The following is an 18,788-nucleotide window of genomic DNA, read 5'->3' as shown; positions in this document are numbered from 1 at the left end:
CCCCGCCCGACTCACCCGCCCCACTCCCAGCGCCCCCGGGCACGGTGCCACCGGGCACAGGCGTCATCGGCGTGACCCGCCCCGGTGGGGTGTCGGCGCATCGGGGCGGGTCACGCCGGCTTCACGAGCGCGGGATTCAGTTCACCCGGAGCAGGACGGGCCAGGTCTTCGGACCGACGACGCCGTCGGAGGTGACTCCGCCCCACTTCTGGACGGCCTTCACCGCCTTCTCGGTCGCGTCGTCGAACCGTCCGGTCATCTTGATCTCGGGGTGGCTGCGCGCGAGCAGCAGCGCCTGCACGCTCTCGACGTGCTCGCCCGTGGCACCCTTGGCGAGTTCCGGCAGCTTCTTCACCATGTCCTCCGTCCAGTTGCCGCCGCCGTAGGCGGGGCGTCCGTATCCGGCGATGACGTTCGACGCGCGTACGCGCCGTTTGCAGGCGTTCGCGGTGTTGGCCTCGATGGTCTGGACCCGTCCGCCGCCGAGCGCCTTCTCGACGATGCCGACGTGGTCGATGGCGCCGACCGAGTTGGTCGCGCCCCAGTCGAAGAAGACGATGTCGCCCGGCTTGGCCCGGTTGACCTCGGCGGTGGTGCCGACGTGCCAGCGTCCGATCTTTTGGAAATCCTGCGCGTGCCACACAGTGAAGGCACGGTCGCCGCCCGGGAGGACGGCGGCCGCGTTGCCGCTGTGCCTGGCCCAGAACGTGATGGCCATGTCGCACCATGAGGCGTCGAGGAACTCCTTGCCGTGCCTGGACGCGTACTCCCGCGTGATCGTGTTCGGTCGCCCGGCCATGCCGAGGCATCTGCGGGCCTCGGCCAGCATCTGCGCGGCGCCCATCAGGCGCCCTCCGCCGGGGCGTCGTCCTCGGTATCGTCCTCCGCCGAGGTGTCGCCCTCCGCGCGGAAGACGCCGTCGGCGTCGGGCTCTCCGTAGAGCCGGGTGAGGACCTCCTCTTCGTCGGTCTCGGTCGCCTGATGGACTCCGGGATTCACGTCGACTTCGCCCATGTGGGCGAGTTCGCCCGCGTCCGTTCGCGTCTGGGGGGTCACTACTCCTCCGTATGGTCGGCCTGGCCATCCCGTTACGTGGGTGACCTCGCACCGACAGTAATGGGTCTCCCCATTAGACATCCGGAATTCGTCCTAAATCATTCATAGTGTGGTAACAACCAGCTACCTGGATCATTCATCCTGTGACTCCCCGGGGGACACGTGGGTGGACGTGCCGGTGAGCGGGCCGTTGGACGATCCGGGCGACATGCCGCTGGACGCGCCGGCGACCTCGTTGATGATGTCGCTGCCCGGGCTCCCGTCCCCTTTCGCGACGTTGAGCGAGCGGTCGATCTCCAGGAGGCTGTCGTTGCCCGCGTCCTCACCGCTGTTGTGGACGTTGTAGAGGTTGAGGTTGACGTCCCTCATCACGGGGCCGGACGCTGCGGACGCGGCGCCGGCCGTCCCGATGCCGATGACGCAGGCGGCGGCGACGCTGACGAAAACTTTGACCAGCATGGTTTCCTTTCAGGATTAAGCGGAGACCTCGGCCGCTTCGTGGGCGCGGTCGCGGACCTGGCGCTTGGCGTAGCGCTGGGCGAGCCACGAGCACACCAGCAGTTGGAGCTGGTGGTAGAGCATCAGCGGCAGCACCGCCGTGCTCACGCTCGCCTCGGTGAAAAGCACGGTCGCCATGGGCAGCCCGCTCGCCAGGCTTTTCTGCGAGCCGCAGAAAAGAACGGCGATGCGGTCGGCGTCATCGAACCGGACAAGGCGGGAAAGGAGCCCGGCGGCGCCCAGGGCGACCGCCAGCAGCCCGGCGGTGACGAGCGCCAGCAGGCCGAGTTCGGGGGTCGCCGTCTCGTCCCAGACGCCGCTGACCACGCCCTGGCTGAACGCCGTGTAGACGACCAGCAGGATCACGCCCCGGTCGTACAGCGACAGCGTTTTGCGGCGGGCCCGCACCTGGTCGCCGATCCACCGCTGCGCGATCTGGCCGAGCAGGAAGGGCAGCAGCAGCCGCACGGTGATGTCGCCGATCGACCCGAGCGAGAACCCGCCTTTCACCGAGATCAGCGCCGCCGCCATCAGCGGTGTGAGCACGACCCCGACCAGGTTGGACAGCGAGGCGCTACAGATCGCGCCCGCCTCATTGCCCCCGGCGATCGACGTGAGCGTGATCGACGACTGCACCGTGGACGGCAGCACGCACAGGAAGACCACGCCCGTGGAGAGCGGGTCGTCCAGAAAAAGGGAGCAGCCGATTCCGAGCATGGGAAACACCACGAACGTCACCGACGATATCGCCGTGTGCAGCCGCCAGTGGCGCAGGCCGCGCAGCGCCTCGGCGGTGGAAAGGCGCGCTCCGTAGAAGAAGAACAGAAGGGTGATGGCGACCGTTCCCGCATGGTGGAGAATCCTGTTCGCTTCGCCACCGGCGGGGAACATCGCGGCGATTCCCACGGTGCACAGAATCGCCGCGATGTAGGGGTCGATATGCAGACGCGCAAGGACGCGCATGTGATCGCCCGCTCCGAGAACAGCGGATCAGCTCGCCAGCCGCCGGTCGCTCTCGGAATGGTTGCGGCTGATGTTGCGTTCCAGCAGCGCGATCGACTCCTTGACGCCGACGCTTCCGGCGGTGGCCTCGGGAAGCCGCCCGTCGTCGCCCTTGAGGCGGCGGAGCGCGTCCTCCATCGCGGTCTGCGCCGCGAACAGGCACGGCGTGCTGTAGATCGCGACGTTCACCCCGAGATCGCCGAGCTCGGGCAGCGACACGCGCGGCGACTTTCCGCCCGCGATCTGGTTGAACAGCAGCGGCTTGTCGCCGATGACCTCGCGTACCCGGCTGATCCACTCGACGCTGCGGACGCCGTCGACGAGGATGACGTCGGCCTTGGTCGCGGCCAGCGCCTCGGCGCGCCGCAGGATCTCGCTCTCCTCCCCGGCGTCGGTGCGCGCGACGACGACGAGGTCCTTGCGGGTGCGCAGGACCAGGTCGAGTTTCTCCAGGTACTCCTCCAGCGGAAGAATCCGCTTGCCCTCGACGTGCCCGCAGCGGCGGGGGCGCTGCTGGTCTTCGAGGATGACGCCGGACGCGCCGATGAGTTCGAGCTGCTCGACGACATGGCAGGCCACCTCGGGATCGACGTAGCCGTCGTCGATGTCGACCAGCAGGTGCTTGCCCGGGAAGGCGAGCCGTAGCCGCTGCACGAACGCGACCATGTCCGGCCAGGCGATGAAGCCGATGTCGGGCAGCCCGTAATAGGACGCGGCGAACCCGAAGCCGGAAACGAACAGGCCATTGTAGTGCTGGGCGGCGACGGAGGCGGAGAACATGTCGAACACGCCGATGAGCGGCGTGACGCCTTTCGAGTTGATCTCGCGTCGTAGCTCGTCTCCGTAATTCACGTACCACTCCTTCGATCTTGCGTACCGGGGGGAGGCGCCCCGCGAGGCGCCCGTACCAAGAATTGATCACGGAATTCGCCCTCAATTCCGCATCAGGAGTAGTTACTCATCCACGCCGTATAGCCGCGGTAACCAACAGGTATGCATCACGCAAAACTCGGACATCGACCGTCCGACTTGATCGCCAATTTACTGATTTATGGCGAGGATGAACGGGGCCCGAGGAACGGCGAGCCCACGGACTAGCGGGTGCGAATTTCCTCGGTGGCCGCGCGGACGGTGGCGGCCAGCGCCGCGAACTCGTCCGCGCGCGGCGAGGTGGAGCGGAACCCGAGCCCGATCCGGCGGAACGGCGCCGGAGACGCGAACCGGTGCAGTGACAGGTTCGGCGCCCGCCGCGTCTCCACCGGCAGCGCCGTCTCCGGGACGAGCGTCACGCCGAGCCCGCCCGAGACCAACTGCACCAGTGTGGCGAGGCTCGTCGCATACGTGGCCGCCGCCGCGCGGGCCCCGACCTCGCGACACACGTCCAACGCCTGATCGCGCAGGCAGTGGCCCTCATTGAGCAGCAGCACATCGAGATCGCTCAACGCCTCGCGCGGCACGCCGCCCGGCGCGTCCCCCACGTCGTACGAAGATGGCGTCACCAGCACGAAATCCTCGTCATAAAGGACCAGCTCGGTCACGCCCGAAACGGGGACGGGAAGGGCGAGGAGCACCACGTCCAGCCGTCCGGCGAGCAACTCGGCGACGATCTGGTCCGTCTGCTCCTCGTGCACGGAAAGCTCCAACTCGGGAAACTCCCGTGCCAGCCTCGGCAGGACGATCGGCAGCAGATAAGGCGCGACAGTGGGAATGACACCGACCCGCAACGGCCCGACGAGCGGCCCGCGAACCGCGTGGACCTCCTCGACCATCCGGTCCAGTTCCGCGAGCACCCGCTCGGCCCGCCGCGCGACCCGCTCCCCCGCCGGGGTCAGTAGCACCTTGCGCGTCGTCCGCTCGACGAGCCGCGTGTCGAGCGTCTCCTCCAGCGCCGCGACCGACCCCGACAGCGCGGGCTGGCTCATCCGCAGCGCGGCGGCGGCGTCCCGGAAATGCAGATGCTCGGCAAGCGCCAGAAACGCCCGCAACTGCGCCACAGTAGGCCGGTTGACAGCCATCACGACCCTCCGAACACAACACCACCGGACACTCCGCTGACAGTCTGACGTGCAATGCCCCGGCGCGAAAGGCGGCGCACGCGGACGTCCGCGACCCGCCCGCGGATGCCTCGTCCACGCGACGTGGCGTTCCTCATCTGGGTTTTGCTTGCTTGCAGGCGGGCTTTGTGCGGTTGGCGGGCAGCTCGCAGATTCGCCGGAGCTTGGCGTCGGCGGACGGTGTCTGCGAGGGCGTGGTGCCGGCACTCGGCGTGGGCTTGGTGACAGGGCCCAGCCTGGGTGAGGGTTTGGTGACAGTGGACGGTGGCGGCGCGGGCGTGGTGTCAGTGAGTTTGCTCGCCCAGTCCTTGGTCTGCCCGGTGAAAAGCGGCTCGGTGAACGGTTCGAGCGGCATGCCCTGGGTGGCCTTGCTCATGAAAGAGCGCCAGATATTCGCCGGAGCCGTCTCTCCGGAGACCGTGCCGCGCTGTCCCGCCAGGCCTTTCAACGGCGCGCCGCTGGTGTCGGTCATCATCACCGCGGCCGACAGTCGCGGCACATAGCCGACGAACCATGCGGCACGGTTGCGGTCCGAGGTGCCCGTCTTGCCTGCGACGTCTCGTCCGGGCAGGGCCGCGCGGCGTCCGGTCCCCGAGCGGACGGTCTCCCGGAGCGCGTAGGTCACCTGAGCGGCCTGCTCGGTCGTGAGGACGCGGCGCCCATGCTGCCGCCAGGGCAGCGGGAGCTCCCGTCCCCGCGCGTCGACGATTTTCGTAATGACGTGCGGCCGGACGGCCAGACCCCCGTTGGCGAACGTCGCGTATCCGGCCGCCTGGACCGCCGCGGAGATATTGGCGGTGCCCAGGGCGACGCCGACCTGGCCCTTGAACGGCGCGAGGGCGGAGTGCGGGACTCCGAAATCCTCGGCGGTCCGGCTGACGTTGGGGAGCCCGGCTTCGAAGGCCAGCTTGACGTAGCCGGTGTTGACCGAGAGGGCCGTCGCCTTGGCCAGGTCGATGGTGCCGAGTGAGCCGACGTTCTCGTCGTTGGATACCAGATAGCCTGGCGCGGTCATCGGCGTCAGCTGACCATCCGGCGCGAACTTCTGCGGCGATGCGCCGCTCACGACCGACCGGACGCTGTAGCCGCGCCGGAGCGCCGCCGCCAATACATATGGCTTGAAGGTGGAGGCGGCCTGCGCCACCGGATTGAAGACGCCGTCGTACTGGCTGCGTTTCGGATCGCCTCCGTAGAACGCCTTTACCGCTCCGTCCTGCGGATCGACCGCGATCAGCCCGGTTCGGACCGTTCCGGGCCAGCGCGGCTCGCCGGCGTCGCGCATCGCCTCCTCGGCGTACCGCATCCAGTTCTGGTCGAGGCTGGTGTAAATCTTCAGGCGTCCGTTCACCACGCTCTGGACCGGGACGGAGAGTTCGCGCAGCTCGTCCAGAATGCGCTGCCGGACCATCAGAGTCTGGCCGGAGACGCTCACACCTTGCCATTCGTCCCGGGTCTCGGGGAAACGTTCCCGCTGAGCCTGGGCGCGGGTCAGCCTGCCCATTGCCACCATCCCGTCGATCACGTACTGCCATCGGGCTCGCAGCGCGCGGGCGGGCGGGTCGTCTCCCTTCGTGTGGAAGTACGTGGGCCGCTGGATCATCGCCGCGAGCAGCGCCGCCTGGCTCACGGACAGCTCCCAGACATCCCGGTTGAAGTACGCCCGCGCCGCCGCCTGGACCCCGGACGCCTGGCGGCCGAAGTAGACGGTGTTGAGGTAAAGCGTGAGGATCTCTTCTTTGCTGCGATGCTCGTCCAGCTTGAGCGCGACGAAGATCTCCTTGAACTTCCGGTTGAAAGACCGTTTCTGGCTGAGCCCCTTGAAATAGTTGCGCGCCAACTGCTGGGTGATCGTCGAACCGCCTTGCGACTCGCCGCCGGATGCCCCTTTGGCCAGCGCACGGACCATGCCCACGGGCGAGACCCCATGGCCCCCGTAGAAGCCGCGATCCTCGGCGGCGATGACGGCCCATCGCACATGCTCCGGGATCTGGTCGTAGCGGACGCCCTCGCGATTGGCGCCGAGCCGGAACGCGGGCGTGCGGCCGTCGGCGTAGTAGACCGCGGAGCCTTCGTCCGTCACACCGTCCTGCGGTTCCGTGGGCAGCGGCGTGCGCACATACGCGATGACGACCGTCCCGACCAGCACAAGACAGAGCGCAAGAAGGCCACAGAGCACACCGCGCAGGCGGCGCCACAACTTCGGCCGCTTCTTCCACAGCCTGGACGAACCTCGAACGGCCTGGAAGAACGTCCGGAGCTGACGACGGTGAGCGGGCACGAGACGACGATGGGCCGGTGTCCGGCGACGCATGAAACCTCATTCGACGTGGGTGTACAGAAATCGGCCGTCACCCGAGGTCGCCACGCGCCGGAATCTTCACGGCACGGCGGAGAAAACGCGGAACCAATCCGAGAAACCGCGAAAGGCCAACCGGGGTGACGCTGCGGAAAAACGCAGCCAAAATCGGTACATGCCACGTCTGTGGCCGGTGGTACCACCGGACTCCGGTCCGCGAAGGCGCACCGGCCCGGCGGAGTTCGTTCCACCGTTGATCAACTCAAGCACGACAGAACAGGCACCACAACCGCTTTGCGAAAATCGCCCGCACACCAGGGGCCCGTCCAGCGAGCCAACCCGCCGAACAGCCCGTCAGGCGGGTTCGAAAACCAACGGCTTGCTCAGCGTGGAGCGCACCGGCGAGCAGGCGATGCGCTCTTCGAGCACGCTCCTGTGAATCTCAAGTTCCGGGGAGAGCAGGAGTTCGTACACGAACCGCGTCGCCGACTCCTCGCGCTCAAGGCCGACCCGGACCCCACGTCGGCGTCGGCGATGCCGAGATCGGCCAGCGCCATCCGCGCCGAGATGGTCATGCAGGTGGCCAGGGCGGCCTCCAACAGCTCATGCGGCCGCATCCCCGCCGAACCACCGATGCCGTCCTTGCACGTATCGGCGAAGCCCTCGTCGCCGCCCGCCTCGAACCTGACCCGCCAAGGAGCCGGAAGCGCCACAGCCTCGACCACCCCCTCACCTCCGTCCCCACCCCTTCATGATCGTAACACCTAAGTCCATATCTTGAGAAAAATCGTCCAAATAGTGAGACTACTTGTCGCGAGATCCCAGGCTCGCCCGAACACGCTCATGTCATCGAAACCCGGCCGTGACTTCTGGCCAACCGGTCAATCGCCACCGCCTACTACATCGGCAGCACACCGATGCCGCGCATAATTCGAGTACTAATGCAGCTACCGCGGCAACTGGATTCTCTGGCGTACTACGGAACGTTGGCTGATTTCATTCATGTTCGGTTTGAGCTTTCCATCGGGCGGGTAGCACGCCGTCGATTCATTTATTGCCACCGCATACCGAAAGTTTTTGATCATGAATACCCGGGCAACGGAAAAATCAGACCGCAATCCGCAACGGGCCCCCTCGCCGAAAAGTGTGACTTTCGCCGCGGGGGAAGCCGGGGACGCCCTGCCGCACCTCGGCCGGGACGCCTCGACGATCGTGATGCAGAGGATGATCCTTCCGCCCGGGGGCTCGACCGGCTGGCACTACCATCCGGGGCCGCTCCTGGTCGTGGTCTCCTCGGGCAGCCTCACCCACACGTCCGCGGATCTATCCAGCCACGTCCTCACCGCCGGGCAGTGCGCGGTCGAGGCGAGTGGACCAGACAACGTCCATAAAGGTGAGAACCGGGAAGCGGCACCGCTGGTATTACACGTCGTCTATTTTCTGCCCCAGGATTCACCCCTGTCGGTCCCCATGGATCCTCCGGACGCGGCGGGCCCCGCCATGAGCGGTGGGCGGCGGAGATGACTCAGGACCGGACCACAGCACACCTGCTCCTCGACATGCTCGCCGAAGCGGGGGTGTCGCGGATCTTCGGTGTCCCCGGCGGCCCGCTGCTTTCTCTGCTGAACGTCGTCGACGAAAGGACGGGCATCGACTTCGTGCTGACCAAGCACGAGGAGGGAGCGGTGTTCATGGCGGAAGGGCACGCGCAGGCGACCGGTGGACTCGGCGTCGCGTGTGTGACCGCCGGGCCGGGTACGATGCACGCGATCACGGCGGCGGCGAGCGCCACGAGCGACTGGGCCCCGCTGCTCGTCCTCGGGGCGCAGGTTCCGACCGCCACCTTCGGACAGGGCGGCCTCCAGGACGGCAGCGGCGGGAACTGGAGCATCGATTCGGTCGCCATGTTCCGGTCGGCCGTCAAGCTGTCAGCACTCGTCACCGATCCCCGGCAGCTGGCGCATCATGTCCTTCGCGCCATCCGGACGGCGACGTCCGATCTGCCCGGGGCGGTTTACCTCGGGCTGCCGGGTGACGTGCTCAGCGCCCCCGAGCCTCCCGAAGGCAGGCGGCGTGCCCTCCCGGCGGTGCCGGCGAGGCGGGCCGACCGGGCCCAGATCGAGGCACTGTCAGAGGCCATCGCCACCGCCCGCAATCCGGTGATCTTCGCGGGTCAGGGCGCGAAGGTCTCAGGCGCCGGGCCCCAGCTCGTCACGCTGGCCGAACGGCGTGGCATCCCGGTAGCGACGACGACGAAGGGAAAGAGCGTCTTCCCCGAGGAGCACCCGCTCTCCCTGGGCGTCTTCGGCACCTACGGCGGAAGTCCGGAGACCCATGGCGCGGTCCTGTCCGAGGACGTCGACCTCCTGCTGGTCCTCGGCAGCAGCCTGGGCGAGGTCTCGACCTTCGGCTGGGACGAGCGGCTCACCGCCGGCCGGACGATATGCCAGGTGGACGCGGACCCCCTCCAGATCGGCAGGAACTTCCCGGTCGACCACGCGGTCGTGGCGGATGTGCGGTCCGCGCTCGACGACGTGCTCGCCCTTCTCGCTCCGCTGGACGCACCGTGTCCCCGTGTCCCCGTCCGCTCGGCGGCGACGGACCGCTCCGACGTCCTTCAGAAGGGACATCCGGTCCTGCGGGCATCGGCCCTGACCGCACGCCTGAACAGCACCCTGCCCCGCGACGCGCTGATCTTCATCGACAACGGCAACTCGCTGTGCTGGATCGGGGAGCAGTACGTTTCCCGTCCGCCCGGCGAAATCTTCTGCTCCATCAACCTGGCATGCATGGGTTATGCCATCCCGGCCTCCATCGGAGCGAAGATGGCACGACCGGAGCGGCCCGTCGTCGCAGTCGTCGGAGACGCCGCGTTCGCGATGACCGGAATGGAGATCCACACCGCTGTCGAACAGCACCTGGACGTGATCTGGATCGTGCTGAACAACGGCGGCAACGCCATGGTCACCAACCTTCAAGAAGTGATCTTCAGCAATGCACCGGGGTCGTCGTACTCCCGGCCCCTGGACGCCGCGGCGATAGCGCGCGGACTCGGCGCCGAGGCCGCCACGGCCACCACCCTGCCGCAGTTCGACCAGGCTCTGAGCACGGCCCTCGACCACGGAGCCCCCTGGCTCATCGACGCGCGCGTGGACCGCGACGAAATTCCGTGGTCACTGCGCGGACGCGCCGAAGTGCTCCGCGCGGAGGACGGATGACCAGGCCACCCGCGGCTGGTCTTCAAGCGAGGTGCGGGAGCGACCGTTGTGCCGTGGTCGGGCGGTTGGAGGGTGCACGGCTCGTGCGGCCTGACCGCGGAGGCCAGGCCGCACGGGGCTGGAGGCGCTGCCGCCACGCGGGGGCAAGGGGCGGAAATCGAGCCCCGAAGTGGATTGAGTTGGGGTGGGGCGTAGTGTCGGCGATATGGAACAACGTGTAACTTTGATAACACTCGGTGTGACTGATCTGGCTCGGGCTCGGGCGTTCTACGAGGCGTTGGGGTGGCGGGGGCAGGAGGTCGAGGAGACGGTCTTCTTCCAGGCGGGGTGTATCGGGATATCCCTGTGGGACCGCGGCAAGCTCGCGCGGGACTGCGGTCTGGAGCCGACGCCCGTGGCGGGGTTCGAGGGCATCGTCCTGGCGCACAACGTCCGCTCGGACGCCGAGGTGGATGCCGTGCTCGCGGCGGCCGGCGAGTCGGGTGGAACGGTCACCAAGGCGGGCGTCCGGTCCCCGTTGGGCTTCTATACCGGGGCGTTCACCGACCCCGACGGGCACGCGTGGGAGGTCGCGCACAATCCCAGCTTCCCCTTGGCCGAGGACGGTTCGGTCACCATTCCCGACTTCAGCGATATGTGAGCCGCCTAGGCAGCGGCGTCCGACGGCATCGTCTCGACTGACTCCGACGCCGAACCGTTCGCGCTCGTCAGTGCCGCGCGATCAGCTCGTCGGTGCGGATTGCTGCTTTGGGCGGTCGGTAGTGGCCGTCGGGGACGCGCGTCACGGTTTGTGTGGTTTCCCGGCATGGTCGGTGCTGCGCCCTGACGATGGTGGGCATGCGAGGGCGTGGCGATGGATGGCGCGGGGTGGTGGTGGCCGCCGGGCTGCTGATCGTGGTCGGGCTGCTGGTGTGGATGTTCGCGGTCTGGCGCGGCAAGGACGGGTTGCAGACGTCGGCGAACGTGGCGCAGTTGGTCGGGGTGCTGCTGGCCGTGCCGACGCTGGTGGTCAAGTTGGTGTTGTGGTGGCGGCAGCGGGGCCCGGCGCCCGTGGCCGACGCCGAGACGGTGGCCCTGGCCAAGGACGCGCTGGCGGTCATGGTCGCCGCGCAGTGGCGGGAGGAGGCCCGCATCCGGGAACTGGACGACCCCGCCCCGATCCCGGTGCGGTGGGAGCTGACCACCGATCAGCGGATCATGGACCACCCGGCGCACATCACCGCCGACGATGCCCTGGCGTGGTCGGGCACCGCAGACCAGATCGGGGCGATGGCCGGACGGTTCCGGGCATTGCGGCGCCGCCGACTGGTGATCATCGGCGGGCCTGGGTCGGGCAAGACGACGCTGGCGGTGCAGTTGGTCCGGGAACTGCTGGAGCATCCCGAACCGGACGAGCCGGTGCCGGTGCTGGTCTCGGTCGCCGACTGGGACACCGAACGGTTCCCGCGATTACAGGGCTGGCTCACCGCCCGCCTGCGCGAGACCTACCCGTCGCTGCGCGCACCGCAGTACGGACCGGACGCCGCCGACCAGCTAGTACAGCGCGCCCACATCCTGCCCGTGCTGGACGGCCTGGACGAGATCCCCGCCCAGACCCGCGCCGCCGTGATCGCCGCCCTCAACCGGTCGCTGGCCGACCACGACCAGCTCATCCTCACCAGCCGCACCCGCGAGTTCACCGACGCCGCCCTTGCTCGCGACGTTCTCACCTCCGCCGCCGTCATCCAGCCGCAACCGGTGACCGCCGACGCCGCCGCCGACTACCTGGCCTCCTGCCTGCCACCGGTCCCGTCGCCCGCCTGGGCCGACACCCTGCACAAGATTCGCACCGGCCGCGCCCCGCACCTGACCGAGGTCGTGTCCGCCCCGCTGGGGCTGTGGCTGCTGCGCACCACCCACATCACCACCCGCACCGACCCCGCCCCGCTCACCGACCCGGCCCGGTTCCCCACCCCGCAAAGCCTGCGAACCCACTTTTTCGACCAGCTCATCCCCGCCCTCATCGACGCCCGTCCACCCAGCGCCGACCCCGCAGTGCTGTTCCGCCCCCGCCGCCGACACGATCCCGTCCAGGCGACCCGCTGGCTGGGTTATCTCGCCCACCTCCTGGACACCGTCCCCACGCGAGACCTGGCTTGGTGGCGACTGGCCGCCATCACCGACCCGCCCAACGTCCGCCTCAACAAACTCGCCTTCAGGCTCGTGGGCGGCCTCGTGTTCGGGCTCGTGGGCGGGCTCGCGACCGGGCTCCGTGTCGGGGCGGGGGCCGGGCCCGTGGTCGGGATCGCGGTCGGGCTTTTGGTCGGGCTCGTGTCCGGATACATGCTCGCAGTCATGGTCGAGTTCGTGATCGAGCTCGTGGGCGGGCTCGCGGTCGTGCTCTACGCCCACTGGTGGGCGCCGGACACCCCCGGCTATGCGAATCTCAAGACCACAGGAGGAAGGCTTCTTCTGGTCAAGCGGCTCGCGGGCGGGCTTGTGCTCGGCCTTGTCGGCGGGTCCGTGGGCGGACTCGTGTTCGGGCTCGCGACAGGGCTCGCGGACGAGCTGAGGTCCGGGCCGGAGCCCGGGTTGGGCCCCCGGCTCGTGTTCGGGATCGCGGCCGGGCTTGTGATCGGGGCGACATACGGACTCGTGGGCAGGCTCATCGCCTGGGTGGAGACCCCGGCGGCCTCGGGACATGCCAACACACCCATCGCCACCTGGCGCGTGGACCGTGCCCTGAACCTTCTGCGCATCTGCACGGTCGGGGGCGGGTTCGGGCTTGTGAGTGGCCTCGTGGGCGGAACCTTCGGCGGGGTCGCGTTCGGGACGGGGGGCGGGCTCGCGAGCGGGCTCGGGTTCGGGCTCTTGGGCGGGCTCGTGGGTGGGCTGGGGTTCGGGCGGCGCCATGCGTGGCTGGCGTATCTGGTCGTGACCTTCTGGTCGGCCCGGCGGCGGCTGCTGCCGCGGTCGTTGATGGCGTTCCTGGACGACGCGCACCGGTTGGGCCTGCTGCGGACCGTCGGCCCGGTCTACCAGTTCCGGCACGCCGAGTTCCACGACCACCTCGCCGCCGTTCACACCGCGTCGCAGGAGCATTAGACGGGTGGAGCGAGCGTGCCCGCCGTCTCCGTCCTCGGCGCCCCTTAGCGGATGCTGCACGATCGGCGCCCCGGGTTCGATGGGGTGATCGGGCATTTGGAGAATTTCCGGTAGTAGCGGTCCCATTTCTCTGTACGCTGGTTGTAGACATTGATCTCTATTGTCTGGTTCGGCATGAACCAGTATTTGGGTTTGTATCCGCAACCACGCTCGTTGCCCACGTTGAAGTTGGGGGTGTGGACGAACCTGTTGTTCTGGTTATATCCGCCGACGTTGCCGGACGAGCCAGCGTAGAGATGGCTTTTGGAGCATATCTCCGCCTCGTAGTTCCGCACTGCCGCGACGGCCGGGCTGGCAGAGGTTACGGCGATCGCGACCGCAGTGATCACGACGGAAATGTTCTTGGCGGACGTCATCATGCGCTCACTCTAGGCACACACATAGTGATCAGCCAGTGGCCGAACAAGATCTTTACAGGAGGCTGTCCCGCACGGATCACGCACCTCTCCGTATAGCGCCAACAAACGCACTTCTACGACCTGGTCGACTTTCGATATCGCTCACCCCGTCCGGCCCGCCCGCTACTTCACCGGCGAACGGCCAGACGGCGTGTGATCCGAACCGGCCCCGAAGGGCAAGCGTCATAACTCGCATGGCCTGGACCAGCCGGGGTTCTGGACGCAAGGACGTGACCGGATCGGCCGAGGCAGCGGGAGTGAGTCCAAGGCTCGGTCGCCATTTCGCGAGGTTGTGGACGGCGAGCACGCTCTCCGGCCTGGGCGACGGGATCACCCAGGTCGCCGCGGCCCTGCTGGCCGCCTCTCTCACTCGGGACCCCGTCCAGATCGCCGGAATCACGGTCGCCCAGCAGCTTCCCCTGATGCTGTTCGCCTTGCCCAGCGGAGTGCTGGTCGACCGGCTTGACCGCCGTCGCGTGATGGTCGCCGCCTGCCTGGTCCGCGCGACCGCCCTGGGCCTTCCGGCGACGGCGACCGCAGCCGGGCACGCGTCATTGCCGCTGCTCTACGCGAGCTTCTTCACCGTCGGCTGTGTCAGCCTGCTGTTCGAGAACGCCTCCGTCGCGCTGCTGCCCTCCATCATCGACGCCTCCCAACTGCAACGCGCGAATGGCAGGCTCCAGGCAGCCGCCGTGCTCAGCCAGCAACTCCTCGCCAAACCGCTCGGAGGAGTGCTGTTCGTCTTGGCGGCATGGGCACCCTTCACCCTCGACACCCTCGCCCTGCTCGCGGCCGCCGTCCTGATCACCGCGCTCCCCGTCCGGGCACCACGGGGGGCGACCGCTGCACCCCATCCGACCTTCCGCGACGCGATCGGCCAAGGACTCGCCTGGCTGGGCCACCACAGGTTGCTGCGCACCATGTCGGTCACCGTCGGACTGTCCAACCTGGGCCTGGGCGCGGTGTTCTCCATCGCGGTCCTCATCGCCCGGGAACGGCTCGGCGTCGGCCCGGTCGGCTACGGATTACTGCTCACCGCGGGAGCAGTGGGCGGTGTCATCGGCGGCCTGACCGCCGGCCGGATCACCGCCCTGTTCGGCACCGGCACCACGTTGCGCATCGGCCTGGTCATCGAGATGCTCGTCCACCTCTCGCTGGCGTTGACTCGCGACGCGATCACCGCAGGCGCCCTGTTCGCGCTGCTCAGCATGCACCTGATCGTCTTCTCCACCATCGGAGCCTCACTGCGCCAGCACATCGTTCCCGCCGACCTGCTTGGACGTGTCCACAGCGCCTACCGGCTGGTCACCAACAGCGGTATGTTCCTCGGCTCCATCCTCGGCGGCGTCCTCGCACACCACTTCGATCTGACCGCCCCCTTCTGGCTGGCCCTGGCCTGCACCGCCACACTCACCGCATGCGCCTGGCGCACCCTGAGCAACCACACCATCCAAACCGCCCGCGAGGCATCCTCGTCGGTGCCGAAAGCGTCGAAGTGACAGCAATGCGGCAGTCTCCCGGGACGGTAGCCCTCCGGGATAAGGGCCCGATGGTGGTTTGAAGGCGGTGGGGTTTTCGGCTGTCATGCGGGGACGGGTATGAGTTCGGCGTCTAGGACGTCCAGGTTCAGGCGGCGGAGGAGTTTTCCGGGTCTTCCGTCAGGTGCGTTCGCAGTTTTCCGTGCAGGAACACGTAGCCGCCGCCGAAGCGGCGCAACAGGACGCGTTGCTGGGCCTCGTCCAGGTAGCGCTGGTAGCGGGCGGGTGGGGCGCCGGTCCAGATCAGGACGGCGCGGACGGTCCAGCGCTGGATGACGGCCAGGCGCCGTACCGCAGCGTCCGTGTCAGGCCGAGGAGGGAGCCGCGGCGTGGTCGGCACTACGCCACAGGTCACCCGAAGGCGAGCGCTAGGCCGCCGGGCTGGCATGCGCGCCGATGCGTCCCCGACCGGGAGTAGGGCCAGCCGGAGTACCGCTCGGGGGTCTTCCCGCTGGTGAAGCCCGCATCGTGATCTTTAGCGTGGAATCACCGCCAACGATCGAGACCGAGCGAGGACGAAAACACCGTGTCCGAATTCAGGGCCCAATCCAAGACCCCCGGCGAGCGCCTTCGCCGAACCGGATGCATGGCCGCGATCGTCGCGGCCGCCCTTCTCGCCGATCCGGTGGGGCCGGCCGTGGCCGTCGAGCGCGCCCGTCCCGCCGACAGCCGTCAAACCCAGTTGCAGCGGGACGCGGATGCGGTCCGGGACGCGGGCGTCATCGGTGTTCAGGCGCAGGTGGTGACGCCTGGCGGCCGCTATGCCGCGCGAAGCGGAACCGCCGTCATCGGACGGGACGTCCCCGTCCCCCGGAATGGCTACTTCCGGATCGGCAGCAACACCAAGACGTTCGTCGCGACGGTGGCCCTGCAACTGGAGGCAGAGGGACGGCTTTCGCTGGACGACACCGTCGAGGACTGGCTGCCGGGCCTGGTGAAGGGCAACGGAAACGACGGACGAAAGATCACCATCAGGAATCTACTTCAGCACACCAGCGGCCTGTACGACTGGCCGCATGACATCGAAACGCAGATGCAGACCCCGCAGGGCTTTCACAAATACCAGTTCGCGCGCTTCACGCCACGGCAGTCTGTAGCCCGCAGCATCGCGCACGCTCCGCTTTTCAGACCCGGATCGAAATGGAGCTATTCGAACGTCAACTACATGATCGTCGGAATGATCATCGACAAGGCCACCGGGCATTCCTGGCGGGACGAGGTGAAACGCCGGATCATCGCGCCCCTCGGGCTCCGGCACACGCTGCTGCCCGGCGACTCGCCGTCCCTGCCTCGGCCGCACGCGGAGGGTTACACGATAGACCCGACGACGTCCCGTCCCTTCCGCAGCACCGTGGTCAGCCTCGGCTGGGCCGGACCGGCCGGGGAGATCATCTCGACCGCCGACGACCTCGGCCGCTTCTGGCGGGGCCTGCTAGGTGGAGAGCTCCTCACCCACCGGCAGCTGAAGAAGATGAAGACCACTGTCAGCACCGGCGTTGCGGGCTGGGACTACGGCCTGGGAATCATGCGGATGCGACTGAGCTGCGGCGCCGTATGGTCGCATCCCGGGGGGACGCCCGGCTTCGTCACCGGCAACGCCGTGACCCCCGGCGGTCGCACCAGCGTGATCCTGTCGGAATCCACCGACAGCCAGTCGGCCGAGACGGCCGCTCCCCGGCAGAACCTCATCGACCACGCCGTCTGCGGCCCGGAAACCGGACGTTCCTGAGCAGGGTGACTGCCCCGCGCCCCTGCCGAGCCCGCAGCGAAGCCGGCGAGTCGGGGGGAACGATCACCAAGGCGGGCGTCCGGTCCCCGTTGGGCTTCTATACCGGGGCGTTCACCGACCCCGACGGGCACGCGTGGGAGGTCGCGCACAATCCCAGCTTCCCCTTGGCCGAGGACGGTTCGGTCACCATTCCCGACTTCAGCGACACGTGAGCCGGTGGCACGTGCCGCGATTCGGTTTCAGGCCCTGGCTGTCGTGGACGACGACCGCTGGCGCGGGAGCTGGGCGAAGCCGACCCCCGAGCCGCCCTGTACGTTCAGCTCGTCTCCGCATTCGCCCGTGCGCTGCTGCACCCGGCCGCCGACGGCACCACCGGCGCCACCGGTGAGGATCTTCTGGAGCGACGGCGGCAGCAGCCTGCCCTGGTCGAAGGCTCGCTGGAAGGCGCTGACGTCATGCGTGGTCGAGACGACATTGCCGGCACCGAAACCCCAGCTTGCGTTGACGTGGTGCATGTCACGCAGGGTGCCGGTGGAGTCCGGGTAGTAGCCGTGCCCGTGCGGCCCCTTGATGCCCTCTGGGGGCTTGGTGAGCGCGTAGCTCCGCTTCATGCCGAGCGGGCGGAACAGGCGCCGGTCCAGCTCGGTGGCCAGGGTGTGCCCGCTCACCTTCTCGATGATCATGCCGATGAGCGTGTAGTTGGTGTTGGAGTAGGCGAACGCCTTGCCCGGCTCGCCGGTGCGCGGCCAGCCGCGCGTCGTCCCCACGACGTCGATGGGTCGGTAGTAGGTGGTGAAGTCGAAGATGTCGAACGACGGGTCGGCCGAGCCGGTTCGGGACCAGAAGTCGGGGATGCCGGAGGTGTGCTGGATCAGCTGCTGGACGGTGATCTCGTCGGCTCGTTCCACCAGTCCGTCGACGGCCACCTCGGGCAGCAGGTCGGCGAGCTTGTCGTCCAGGCCGACCCTCCCCTCCTTGACGAGTTGGAGGAGGGCGGTGGCCACCATCGCCTTGGTCTGCGAGCCGATGGCGAAGCGGGAGTTCGCCGGGATCGTGCCGCCCTCGCCGTTGAGCAGCCGAGACCCGGCGGTGCCGGTGCCGACGGGCTTGCCGTCCACGTACGCGGCGCCGATCGCGCCCACCACGCCGGGCGTGTCGGCCAGTTCCTCCATCGCCTTCTGCACCTTCCCGGCCGGTGCTGGGGAGGCGGTGGCAGGCCACGCCTGGGTCGCCACCAGCATGGCGACCCCTGCGGCCAGAGCGACCCCTTTCAGGGGCGGACGAATCTTCTTATTAGACACTACGCGCTCCTTTTTGTGGCGCCTTCCGGAGGAAAGCGCCATGCTTCCGGCGCGGACGGCCGCGGTCCATGCCTCTACCCAAGACGCAGGACCGTTGTGGCGACGTATGCGTTTATTGATACGTCCGCGATATACGAACTCCGGAAATCCTGGCTTCGGGAAACGGCGCAGGACGGCGGCGAGAGCTTCTGTCGCTGGCGAACGGGGCGAAGCAAGCCCCGCGCACTCGTGAGGACGAAGACCTCCATGGCCTTCCGTCTCGTCAACACTCACTTAAAAGAGATTCGTATGTCTGCCTCGACGGCAGCCCCCTCGTGCCCGACTTGGTCGCGGCGCTGACCGGCGTCCCTGCGGGTGTCCGCGGCCGTGTGAGGCGGCGAGTCATCGAGGCTATCGCGGCCCACGCGATATGAGCTTCAGAATGCGGTGTTCACTCGTCCGACGGTTCTGCGTGTGTTCGGTCGGCAGGGGATGGGACTGGCGGCCCCGCCGGTGGGGACGTTCGTAGACCTTGTCGGCATGCAATCTCAGGGGTTGGAGGTAGCGGCCGCGAT

17 protein-coding genes are annotated in these 18,788 nt (G+C 68.1%); 7 read left to right on the top strand and 10 right to left on the bottom strand.

Annotation, left to right across the window (positions count from 1 at the left end; all coding sequences use genetic code 11):
• Positions 1-136: 136 nt before the first annotated feature.
• The 7 genes from K2F47_RS12755 to K2F47_RS12725 form a co-directional block, all read right to left on the bottom strand.
• Positions 137-844, bottom strand: coding sequence for a C40 family peptidase (locus K2F47_RS12755; protein WP_242903057.1), 708 nt, complete (start codon positions 842-844; stop codon positions 137-139).
• Positions 844-1,056, bottom strand: a complete 213-nt coding sequence (locus K2F47_RS12750; RefSeq protein WP_242903056.1) for a hypothetical protein — start codon at positions 1,054-1,056, stop codon at positions 844-846. The genes K2F47_RS12755 and K2F47_RS12750 overlap by 1 nt, the downstream gene beginning before the upstream one ends.
• A 132-nt stretch (positions 1,057-1,188) precedes the next feature.
• Complete coding sequence (locus K2F47_RS12745) at positions 1,189-1,515, bottom strand: hypothetical protein (protein ID WP_242903055.1); 327 nt, start codon at positions 1,513-1,515, stop codon at positions 1,189-1,191.
• Between the two features lie 15 nt (positions 1,516-1,530).
• Positions 1,531-2,517 carry a bile acid:sodium symporter family protein gene (locus K2F47_RS12740; protein ID WP_242903054.1) on the bottom strand — a complete coding sequence of 329 codons (987 nt, stop codon included), beginning with the start codon at positions 2,515-2,517 and terminating at the stop codon, positions 1,531-1,533.
• 27 nt (positions 2,518-2,544) lie between these two features.
• Entirely contained in the window at positions 2,545-3,408 is an 864-nt protein-coding gene (locus K2F47_RS12735; protein WP_242903053.1) for an isocitrate lyase/PEP mutase family protein, read from the bottom strand.
• Between the two features lie 242 nt (positions 3,409-3,650).
• Positions 3,651-4,550: a hydrogen peroxide-inducible genes activator gene (locus K2F47_RS12730; protein ID WP_242905937.1), complete on the bottom strand. Its 900-nt coding sequence runs from the start codon at positions 4,548-4,550 to the stop codon at positions 3,651-3,653.
• Positions 4,551-4,704: 154 nt separating this feature from the next.
• On the bottom strand, positions 4,705-6,756 hold the full coding sequence (locus K2F47_RS12725) for a transglycosylase domain-containing protein (RefSeq protein WP_242903052.1): 2,052 nt from the start codon (positions 6,754-6,756) through the stop codon (positions 4,705-4,707).
• Between the two features lie 1,233 nt (positions 6,757-7,989).
• Here K2F47_RS12725 and K2F47_RS41700 point away from each other — a divergent pair.
• The 4 genes from K2F47_RS41700 to K2F47_RS12710 all read left to right on the top strand — a co-directional run bounded on the left by K2F47_RS41700 (position 7,990) and on the right by K2F47_RS12710 (position 13,208).
• A complete protein-coding gene (locus K2F47_RS41700) occupies positions 7,990-8,430 on the top strand; it encodes a cupin domain-containing protein (RefSeq protein WP_372490867.1) in 441 nt (146 codons plus the stop codon).
• The gene (locus tag K2F47_RS12720) at positions 8,427-10,124 is read left to right on the top strand and encodes a thiamine pyrophosphate-binding protein (RefSeq protein WP_242903051.1); all 1,698 of its coding nucleotides are present in this window, start codon (positions 8,427-8,429) and stop codon (positions 10,122-10,124) included. Before K2F47_RS41700 ends, K2F47_RS12720 begins: the two co-directional genes overlap by 4 nt.
• A gap of 238 nt (positions 10,125-10,362) precedes the next feature.
• The gene (locus tag K2F47_RS12715) at positions 10,363-10,764 is read left to right on the top strand and encodes a VOC family protein (RefSeq protein ID WP_242903050.1); all 402 of its coding nucleotides are present in this window, start codon (positions 10,363-10,365) and stop codon (positions 10,762-10,764) included.
• A gap of 197 nt (positions 10,765-10,961) precedes the next feature.
• Positions 10,962-13,208 (top strand): NACHT domain-containing protein, encoded by a 2,247-nt coding sequence (locus tag K2F47_RS12710; protein ID WP_242903049.1) that lies wholly within the window; start codon positions 10,962-10,964, stop codon positions 13,206-13,208.
• A 44-nt stretch (positions 13,209-13,252) separates the two neighbouring features.
• On the opposite strand, the gene K2F47_RS12705 is transcribed toward K2F47_RS12710, so the two are convergent.
• Positions 13,253-13,627 carry a hypothetical protein gene (locus K2F47_RS12705; protein WP_242903048.1) on the bottom strand — a complete coding sequence of 125 codons (375 nt, stop codon included), beginning with the start codon at positions 13,625-13,627 and terminating at the stop codon, positions 13,253-13,255.
• A gap of 233 nt (positions 13,628-13,860) precedes the next feature.
• Between K2F47_RS12705 and K2F47_RS12700 the strand changes: the two genes are divergently transcribed.
• Positions 13,861-15,165, top strand: coding sequence for an MFS transporter (locus K2F47_RS12700; protein WP_242903047.1), 1,305 nt, complete (start codon positions 13,861-13,863; stop codon positions 15,163-15,165).
• 127 nt (positions 15,166-15,292) lie between these two features.
• Here the strand turns inward: K2F47_RS12700 and K2F47_RS12695 are convergent, their stop codons facing one another.
• On the bottom strand, positions 15,293-15,544 hold the full coding sequence (locus K2F47_RS12695; RefSeq protein ID WP_242903046.1) for a hypothetical protein: 252 nt from the start codon (positions 15,542-15,544) through the stop codon (positions 15,293-15,295).
• 246 nt (positions 15,545-15,790) lie between these two features.
• Here K2F47_RS12695 and K2F47_RS12690 point away from each other — a divergent pair, with 246 nt between their 5' ends.
• Both K2F47_RS12690 and K2F47_RS12685 read left to right on the top strand, forming a co-directional pair.
• Positions 15,791-16,933, top strand: a complete 1,143-nt coding sequence (locus K2F47_RS12690; protein ID WP_242903045.1) for a serine hydrolase domain-containing protein — start codon at positions 15,791-15,793, stop codon at positions 16,931-16,933.
• Between the two features lie 5 nt (positions 16,934-16,938).
• The gene (locus K2F47_RS12685) at positions 16,939-17,145 is read left to right on the top strand and encodes a VOC family protein (protein ID WP_242903044.1); all 207 of its coding nucleotides are present in this window, start codon (positions 16,939-16,941) and stop codon (positions 17,143-17,145) included.
• 27 nt (positions 17,146-17,172) lie between these two features.
• Here K2F47_RS12685 and K2F47_RS12680 read toward each other — a convergent pair whose 3' ends face one another.
• The gene (locus K2F47_RS12680; RefSeq protein ID WP_242903043.1) at positions 17,173-18,174 is read right to left on the bottom strand and encodes a serine hydrolase domain-containing protein; all 1,002 of its coding nucleotides are present in this window, start codon (positions 18,172-18,174) and stop codon (positions 17,173-17,175) included.
• Positions 18,175-18,788 lie beyond the last annotated feature (614 nt).

It is taken from the genome of Actinomadura terrae (assembly GCF_022751215.1).
Classification (GTDB): Bacteria; Actinomycetota; Actinomycetes; order Streptosporangiales; family Streptosporangiaceae; genus Spirillospora; species Spirillospora terrae.
The sequence above is the reverse complement of the archived record's forward strand: the minus strand, read 5'-3'. Positions and strand labels throughout refer to the sequence as shown.

Excerpts from the sequence above, each read along its gene's own strand:
- K2F47_RS12740 (WP_242903054.1), bottom strand. The coding sequence starts at position 2,517 with ATGCGCGTCCTTGCGCGTCTGCATATCGACCCCTACATCGCGGCGATT.
- K2F47_RS12745 (WP_242903055.1), bottom strand. The coding sequence starts at position 1,515 with ATGCTGGTCAAAGTTTTCGTCAGCGTCGCCGCCGCCTGCGTCATCGGC.
- K2F47_RS12720 (WP_242903051.1), top strand. The coding sequence starts at position 8,427 with ATGACTCAGGACCGGACCACAGCACACCTGCTCCTCGACATGCTCGCC.
- K2F47_RS12755 (WP_242903057.1), bottom strand. The coding sequence starts at position 844 with ATGGGCGCCGCGCAGATGCTGGCCGAGGCCCGCAGATGCCTCGGCATG.
- K2F47_RS41700 (WP_372490867.1), top strand. The coding sequence starts at position 7,990 with ATGAATACCCGGGCAACGGAAAAATCAGACCGCAATCCGCAACGGGCC.
- K2F47_RS12690 (WP_242903045.1), top strand. The coding sequence starts at position 15,791 with ATGGCCGCGATCGTCGCGGCCGCCCTTCTCGCCGATCCGGTGGGGCCG.
- K2F47_RS12680 (WP_242903043.1), bottom strand. The coding sequence starts at position 18,174 with ATGCTGGTGGCGACCCAGGCGTGGCCTGCCACCGCCTCCCCAGCACCG.
- K2F47_RS12705 (WP_242903048.1), bottom strand. The coding sequence starts at position 13,627 with ATGATGACGTCCGCCAAGAACATTTCCGTCGTGATCACTGCGGTCGCG.
- K2F47_RS12710 (WP_242903049.1), top strand. The coding sequence starts at position 10,962 with ATGCGAGGGCGTGGCGATGGATGGCGCGGGGTGGTGGTGGCCGCCGGG.
- K2F47_RS12700 (WP_242903047.1), top strand. The coding sequence starts at position 13,861 with ATGGCCTGGACCAGCCGGGGTTCTGGACGCAAGGACGTGACCGGATCG.